Raw genomic sequence first — 6,975 nt, forward strand, 5'->3', positions numbered from 1 at the left:
GCCGGCCCGACCGACGTTCGGCGGCTAGACGACCGGATGATGCCGGTCGCCGGAGGCGACGGGATGACGATGGCAGCCGCGACCAAGCACAAGCACCTGACCCTGGTCTCGCCCGAGGCGCAGGGCGACATCTCCGAAACGCTCTGGCGGCGGCTGCGCTGGGAGGCGGAGGAAGCCTGCGCCAAGTCGCCGATGCTGGCCCCGCTGTTCCTCGATTCGATCATCAACCAGCCGAGCTTCGAATCGGCGATGTTCCACCGGATCGCCGCCCGGCTGAAGAACGACGTGATCTCCCAGCCTTTGATCCTGCAGGCCTTCCACCGGGCCTCCAGCCACGAGCCGGCGATCGCCCAGGGCCTGCAGGCCGACATCACCGCCGTCTATGACCGCGACCCGGCCTGCGAGCGGCTGATCGAGCCGTTCCTCTACTTCAAGGGCTTCCACGCCATCCAGGCGCACCGGCTGACCCACTGGCTGTGGGAGAACGGCGAGCGCGACTTCGCCCTCTATCTGCAGAGCCGCTCGTCGGAGGTGTTCCAGACCGACATCCATCCGGCCGCCAGGATCGGCAAGGGCATCCTCCTGGACCATGCCACCGGCCTGGTGGTCGGCGAGACCGCGGTGATCGAGGACGACGTCTCGCTGCTCCAGGGTGTCACGCTGGGCGGCACCGGCAAGGAGGCCGGCGACCGGCATCCCAAGGTGCGCAAGGGCGTGATGATCGGGGCCGGTGCCAAGATCCTGGGCAATATCGAGATCGGCGCCTGCGCCCGGATCGCGGCCGGCTCGGTGGTGCTCAACCCGGTGGCGCCGCGCACCACCGTCGCCGGTGTGCCGGCCAAGGCGGTGAAGGTCGCCCCCTCCTGCGACACCTCGCGCAGCGCCGACGAGATCCTGAGCGAAATGTCCTACGCGGCGTTCGACTACACGATCTGATCCTGAAGGGTCCGGCTCCCGGCCGGGCAGGGCGCCTTCTTCAGCCGCGCCAGGCCAGGAGCAGGGTGCCGGCAGCGATCAGGCCGACGCCCAGCCAGCCGGCGGCCGAGAGCCGCTCGCCCAGGAACAGCACGCCCATCAGGGCTATCAGCACCACGCTGAGCTTGTCGACCGGCGCCACCTTGGCGACCTCGCCCAGCGCCAGCGCCCGGAAGTAGCAGACCCAGGATGCGCCGGTGGCGAGGCCGGACAGGACCAGGAAGACCCAGCTGCGCGCCGGAACCGGCCCGTCCAGCCGCCACTTGCCGCTCACCGTCAGGATCAGGCCCAGCGCCAGGATCACCACCGCCGTACGCAGGAAGGTGGCGAGGTCCGGGTCGATGCCGCTCACGCCGAGCTTGGCGAACAATGCGGTGAGCGCCGCGCAGCAGGCGGCAAGCAGCGCCCAGAACTGCCAGCTGCCGGCCAGTGCCGCCATCCGCTCAGCCCGGCAGGCGGTACCAGTGCTTGGCGTTGTCACGGAAGATCCGCTGCCGCTCCTCGCGCGACAGATGCGCGGTGGCCCGATCCACGACCTCGACCCAGTCGGCATAGGGCAGGGCCAGGATCGAGACCGGCCAGTCGCCGCCGAACATCACCCGCTCGCTGCCGAACACGTCGAGCGCCCGGTCCATGTAGGGCCGGATCTCCGCTTCGCGCCAGCCGGCATGGTCGGCCTCGGTGGCGACCCCGCTGAGCTTGCAGATCACGTTGGGGAAGGCGGCCAGCGCCTTGATGAAGGTCCACCAGGGCTCGACGATCCCGGCCTTGATCCCGGGCTTGCCGATATGGTCCAGGACGAAGCGGACCTCGGGATGGCGCGCCACCAGTTCCAGCACCGCCGGGAACTGCCGGTGGAAGATGCACAGCTCGAAATGGAAGCCGTAGTTCGGCAGGAGCGCCAGGCCTGCCTGGAAGTCCGGCCGGAGGCAGAAGGCGTCGTCCGCCTCGTTCTGCAGGAGCCGGCGCACGCCCTTGACCAGACCGAGGCCAGCCAGCGCCTCCAGATGCGGCGCCACCTTCGCACCGTCCTCCAGGGCCGCATGGGCGACGATCCCGGCCAGGCGCGGATCGGCCTCGGCCATGGTGGCGATGCGCCTGGCCTCGTCCAGGCTGCGCCCCGGCACGACGTCGCATTCCACGAACACGACCTGCTCGAGCTGGACGGCACCGCGGGCCTCGTCCAGCTCAGCCAGGCCGAACGGGCGGCTCAGTGCCGGCGCGCCGGCACACCAGTCCATCGGGATCTCGGCCGGGTCCCAGAGATGGACATGGGTGTCGACGATGGCGAAGTCGGGCATGGGTGCCTCCCCCTCTTCTTCGGTCTGCTGGTTGGTCTGCTGGAGCGTGCTGCCGGACCTGGATCGGTCAGCCGTCCCAGGGTTCGATCAGCCGGTGATGGCGATGCGTCGGGATCAGCCGGCGCGCCTCTTGGACGCGGGCAGGGTCGAGCCGGGCGGTGATCCAGCCGGGCCCCTCGCTCGCCTGCGCCACCACGGTGCCCCACGGGTCCACCACCATGGAATGGCCCCAGGACTGGCGGCCGCTGGACGGATGCCGCCCGGTCTGCGCCGCGGCCAGGACATAGGCGCCGTGCTCGATCGCACGGGCACGCAGCAGCACCTCCCAGTGGTCCTTGCCGGTCTGCAGGGTGAACACCGACGGCACCAGGAACGCGTCGGCACCCCGGCGGGCCAGGTGCTGGAACAGCTCGGCAAAGCGCAGGTCGTAGCAGATCGTGCAGCCGAAGCGGAACCCGCCGGCCTCGAAGGCCGCCAGTTCCGTGCCCGGCGCGAACCGCTCGCTCTCGCGAAAGCTCTGCCCGTCCGGTGCCGTGACGTCGAACAGGTGGATCTTGCGGTAGGTCGCGAGGATCGCACCGTCCGGCCCCACCACGACCGAGCTGTTGAAGGCGCGCCCGTCCGGGCCGGCCTCGATGAAGCTGCCGCCATGGATGGTGATGCGGTGGCGCCGGGCGAGCTCCTGCAGCAGCGTGGTGGTGGGCCCGTCCGGAATCGTCTCGGTCGCGGCGGCGCGGGCTTCCTGGCCGCCGCCGATCAGGGTGAAGGCCTCCGGCAGGGTCACCAGGTCCGGCCGGTCCGCCTCGACGGCCCGCTCGATCCAGGCGGCCGCCGCCTGCCGGTTGGCGTCGGGATCGATGTCGGCGGTGAGCTGGATCAAGGAGACGCGCATGCGTCCTCCGGTTCGGGCTCGACAAGCGGCAGGGCCAGGCGCTACGGCCGGCCGTCCCGGCGCCACCCTGGCACATCCCCGCCGGGTCGTCCAAGGGCGGACCCGGGCCGATGCCTCTCACGGTGTTCCTCGTCGTCATCCTGGCCGCGGGGCTCCATGCGAGCTGGAACGCGCTGGTCAAGACCGGCGGCGATCCCGAACTGCGCCTGGCGCTGGTGGGTCTCGTGATCTCGGCGATGATGCTGCCGCTCTGCCTGCTGGTGCCGCCGCCTCCGGCTGCCGCCTGGCCGTGGCTGCTGGGCTCGCTCGCCTCGCACCTGTTCTATTACGAGCTGCTGGCGCGGGCCTACCGGCTGGGCGACCTGTCCCAGGTCTATCCGGTTACCCGTGGCCTGGCCCCGCCGGTAGCCGCCCTGCTCGCCTGGCTGATCCTGGGTGAAGGGCTGGAGCCGGCGGGCGTGGCTGCGGTCGTGGTGATCGGCCTCGGCATCGTGGCGCTGGCCGCGGCAGGCCCGGGCGGCAGCATGGCTGGCCGGCGGGCGCTGGTGCCGGCGGTCATGAATGCCTGCGTGATCGGCGGCTACACGATCTGCGACGGGATGGGTGCCCGGACCGCCGGCGATGCCTGGAGCTACGTGGTCTGGCTGTTCGCGCTGGATGGGCTGCCGTTCGGCGCCCTGGTGCTGGCGCGGCGCCAGGGGGTGCTCCTGCGGGCGGTGCCGCTGCTCTGGCGGCCGGCCGCCCTTGCCGGGGCGATGTCACTGTCCGCCTATGCCCTGGTGATCTGGGCGATGACCAAGGCACCGATCGCCTATGTCTCGGCCCTGCGGGAGACCTCGGTGGTGCTGGCCGCCTGGATGGGCACGCGCCTGCTTCACGAGCCGTTCGGCCGCCGCCGCATCGCCTGTGCGGCGCTCGTGGCGCTGGGTGTCGCCGCCTTGCAGCTGAGCCGGGTGCACTAGGTGTCGCCCCCCCCCGCCCGGGGATGGCCCGGCTGCGGCGGGGTTCCGCCCGCCCGCGCCGGGGGCTAGGAATGGCCGCATGAACGTTCTGCCAGTCAGCCAGAAGCCGCGCGGGGTCTCCTTGAGCCGCAACCTCACGGTCCTGGCGCTGTGCCAGGCGCTGTTCTTCGTCGCCAACACCATCACGATCAGCACCTCGCCGCTGGTCGGGCTGGCGCTGGCGCCGAGCCCGGTGCTGGCCACCGTGCCACTCGGCGTGCAGTTCGCGGGCACCATGGCGGCGACGCTGCCGGCGTCGCTGCTGATGGGGAGGTACGGCCGGAGGCCTGGGCTGATGCTGGGCTGCCTGGTCGGGGTCCTGTCCGGCCTGTGCGGCTATCTGGCGATCATGCGCGCCGACTTCGTGCTGTTCTGCCTGGCGGGCGTGCTCTACGGCGTGTTCTCCGCATTCTGCCAGTATTTCCGCTTTGCGGCCGCCGATGCGGCCGACGCGTCCTGCTGTGGCGGCGGCAGCCATGCCGGGCGCGATCCTGGACCGCTGCGCGCCCGGGCGATCGGCTGGGTGCTGGCCGGCGGCACGCTCGCCGCGGTGGCGGGGCCGGAACTGGCCAAGGCGACCCGCGACCTGCTCGCCCCCATCATGTTCGCCGGCAGCCAGCTGGCGGTGCTCGGGGTGGCCGGGCTCGCCTGCGTGATCCTCCTGGCGCTCGACGTGCCGGTACTGCAGCCGCGCGGGGCGGGCGGGCCGGGGCGCTCGCTCGCCGAGCTCGCGGCGGACCCGGCGATCCGCCGCGCCTTCGGCATCGCGCTCGTCGCCTATGTCTCCATGAACCTGCTCATGACCGCCACGCCGCTCACCATGCTGGACTGCGGCTTCGGCTTCGATGCCAGTGCCAGCGTCATCCAGTGGCACGTGGTGGGCATGTTCGCGCCGAGCTTCGTCTCGGGCGGGCTGGTGGCGCGGTTCGGTGCCAGACGGATGGTGCTGGCCGGTGCCGCCACCATGCTGACCTGTATCGGCGTGGCGCTGGCCGGGCAGGAACTCGCCCATTTCGCCGCCGGCCTCCTGCTGCTCGGGATCGGCTGGAACCTGATGTTCGTGGGCGCCACCGCCATGCTCACCGGCGCCTACGCGCCCGCGGAGAAGGCGAGGGTGCAGGGGCTGCACGATCTCCTCCTGTTCACCTGCGTGGCCGCCTCCGCCAGCCTGTCCGGCGCACTGCAGGCGACGATCGGCTGGGAGGCCATGAACCTGGCGGTGCTGCCCGGCCTGCTCCTGGTGGCCTTCCTGGTCATCGGACCGGCACCCGCCGCACGCACGACCTGACCGTCGGGGACCGACCGGGCCGGCCGGCGACGTGCGGTAGGTGGTGCCATGCAACGGCGCCGTTCCGTCGCAGGCAGCCCCGCCAGTCTGGTGGCAGGGAAACGACAGCAGGCCGTTCAGCAGCAGGCGACGATTGGTATGAGCCGTCGTCCGCTCGTCCGATTCAGTGCGAAAGGACCCATCAGCCGGTTCGAGAGAAGCCGGCGATGGCCGGACACAGGGTTTGCACCGGCATGCCGGCGAAGTGGTGCCCGACCGGAGCCGAGGTGGTCAGGGCAGGTCGGCCGTACCGATCTTGGCGCCGAACAGCGGCAGTGCGTGCGCGGCACGCAGCACCATCCCGTCGATCTCCAGGGGTGAGTCGCCGGACATGATCCGGGTGCGCAGCCGCCACCCGGAGAGATCGTAGAACAGGTCCGGCTTCAGCCGGTCGTTCTCCGGCCGCAGTGCCACGCCCACGGCACCTGCCTGCAGGGCGATTTCCCCGAACGCCTCGCCCTCTGCCAGTCCCTGGCGCAGGCTGTGCGGCCCGCCGAGCGCCGCCTCCAGGGGCCCCGCCTGGCGGAGATGCAGATCCGGCGGCCGCACGGTGAGATCGAGCAGGCGCTGCTTCTGGCCGGCCGCCTCGCAAGGGCCGGCCATCCACGAACCCACCGCCAGCACCAAACAGGCCAGCACCGGCGCCGTGGTGCGCCCTCTGCAGGAGGCTGGACCGAAGAAAGGTCTGCCCAGAACGCATGCGCCCTGGCTGCTCTGTCGAGGCAAGGCTGCCATGGTGATCCCCCTGATACGATCCACCACGACAACACCATGCGCCGATCCCAGGCCGGGTCAAGGTAGCTCCGGTGAATCCGTCCCCCTGTGTCCCGGCCGCGACAATCCCGCGGGACCCGCCACTCTGCTGCCGCCCATGGACGGGGCCGTGCTGCTCCGCCATGCCCGGAAGCGCTTGCCGAGGACGGTCGTGCCGAAGGAGTGGGTGCTTCTGAGAGCGGCCGGTGCCGGCGGTACGCTCCTCCCTCTCCATCATGGCCCGCCGTCACCGGCGATCCAGCGGGTGCACGGATGAGCAGGTGGCCAGACGCGGCCAAGCCATGGCGATGTCCGGCCTGGACGGGCACGGACAGCACCGACGGCAGCCAAGCTCGAACATGTCGGTCCGTGCGGCTGGCCGGGTGGAACCGGCCCCTGCGTGACGGCATCCCGGATGGTCACCGGCCGATCAGGGTTTGGTGGCGTCAGCAACGCCCCGCCGCTGTCGTGCTTCGGCCGGGCGGGCCTCAGGGAAGGGCCAGCCTGGCGCTCAGCGCGCCGGCCCGCTCGGGCGACATCTGCTGGATGATCAGGGCGGCCTTGCCGTCGCGCATGCGCCTCGCGATCGCCGCCACCTCCTCGACCGGGACGCGGTCCAGGATGGAAGCGGCGCGCTTGGGCTTCATGGTCTCGTACAGGCGCGCCAGGCGAGCGGCACGTTCCTCCTGCTCCGCTGCGGCCCGTTCGGCGGCGTCGTCCTGTTCC

General features: G+C 71.4%; 8 protein-coding genes. 3 read left to right on the forward strand and 5 right to left on the reverse strand.

Annotated features, from left to right (window positions below):
* Positions 1-69 precede the first annotated feature (69 nt).
* Positions 70-936: a serine O-acetyltransferase gene (gene cysE, locus VNS22_RS14055; protein WP_349261787.1), complete on the forward strand. Its 867-nt coding sequence runs from the start codon at positions 70-72 to the stop codon at positions 934-936.
* 40 nt (positions 937-976) lie between these two features.
* On the opposite strand, the gene VNS22_RS14060 is transcribed toward cysE, so the two are convergent.
* From VNS22_RS14060 to VNS22_RS14070, 3 genes are all read right to left on the reverse strand, one after another.
* The gene (locus VNS22_RS14060; protein WP_325733433.1) at positions 977-1,414 is read right to left on the reverse strand and encodes an EamA family transporter; all 438 of its coding nucleotides are present in this window, start codon (positions 1,412-1,414) and stop codon (positions 977-979) included.
* A gap of 4 nt (positions 1,415-1,418) precedes the next feature.
* The gene (locus VNS22_RS14065) at positions 1,419-2,276 is read right to left on the reverse strand and encodes an amidohydrolase family protein (RefSeq protein WP_325733434.1); all 858 of its coding nucleotides are present in this window, start codon (positions 2,274-2,276) and stop codon (positions 1,419-1,421) included.
* Positions 2,277-2,343: 67 nt separating this feature from the next.
* Entirely contained in the window at positions 2,344-3,168 is an 825-nt protein-coding gene (locus tag VNS22_RS14070; protein WP_325733436.1) for a carbon-nitrogen hydrolase family protein, read from the reverse strand.
* A 110-nt stretch (positions 3,169-3,278) separates the two neighbouring features.
* Here VNS22_RS14070 and VNS22_RS14075 point away from each other — a divergent pair, with 110 nt between their 5' ends.
* Both VNS22_RS14075 and VNS22_RS14080 read left to right on the forward strand, forming a co-directional pair.
* The gene (locus VNS22_RS14075) at positions 3,279-4,130 is read left to right on the forward strand and encodes a DMT family transporter (RefSeq protein ID WP_325733437.1); all 852 of its coding nucleotides are present in this window, start codon (positions 3,279-3,281) and stop codon (positions 4,128-4,130) included.
* A 79-nt stretch (positions 4,131-4,209) separates the two neighbouring features.
* Complete coding sequence (locus VNS22_RS14080) at positions 4,210-5,457, forward strand: MFS transporter (protein WP_325733438.1); 1,248 nt, start codon at positions 4,210-4,212, stop codon at positions 5,455-5,457.
* 270 nt (positions 5,458-5,727) lie between these two features.
* Here the strand turns inward: VNS22_RS14080 and VNS22_RS14085 are convergent, their stop codons facing one another.
* Complete coding sequence (locus tag VNS22_RS14085; protein ID WP_325733440.1) at positions 5,728-6,099, reverse strand: hypothetical protein; 372 nt, start codon at positions 6,097-6,099, stop codon at positions 5,728-5,730.
* 638 nt (positions 6,100-6,737) lie between these two features.
* On the reverse strand, positions 6,738-6,975 hold a 238-nt coding region (locus tag VNS22_RS14090), incomplete at its 5' end, for a magnesium transporter MgtE N-terminal domain-containing protein (RefSeq protein ID WP_325733442.1).

The sequence above is a fragment of the Geminicoccus sp. genome (assembly GCF_035556675.1).
Classification (GTDB): Bacteria; Pseudomonadota; Alphaproteobacteria; order Geminicoccales; family Geminicoccaceae; genus Geminicoccus.

What these genes read in the sequence shown, in the direction of transcription:
- VNS22_RS14070 (WP_325733436.1), bottom strand. Translation starts at nt 3,168, where the DNA reads ATGCGCGTCTCCTTGATCCAGCTCACCGCCGACATCGATCCCGACGCC.
- VNS22_RS14060 (WP_325733433.1), bottom strand. Translation starts at nt 1,414, where the DNA reads ATGGCGGCACTGGCCGGCAGCTGGCAGTTCTGGGCGCTGCTTGCCGCC.
- VNS22_RS14085 (WP_325733440.1), bottom strand. Translation starts at nt 6,099, where the DNA reads ATGGCCGGCCCTTGCGAGGCGGCCGGCCAGAAGCAGCGCCTGCTCGAT.
- VNS22_RS14065 (WP_325733434.1), bottom strand. Translation starts at nt 2,276, where the DNA reads ATGCCCGACTTCGCCATCGTCGACACCCATGTCCATCTCTGGGACCCG.
- VNS22_RS14080 (WP_325733438.1), top strand. Translation starts at nt 4,210, where the DNA reads ATGAACGTTCTGCCAGTCAGCCAGAAGCCGCGCGGGGTCTCCTTGAGC.
- cysE (WP_349261787.1), top strand. Translation starts at nt 70, where the DNA reads ATGGCAGCCGCGACCAAGCACAAGCACCTGACCCTGGTCTCGCCCGAG.
- VNS22_RS14075 (WP_325733437.1), top strand. Translation starts at nt 3,279, where the DNA reads ATGCCTCTCACGGTGTTCCTCGTCGTCATCCTGGCCGCGGGGCTCCAT.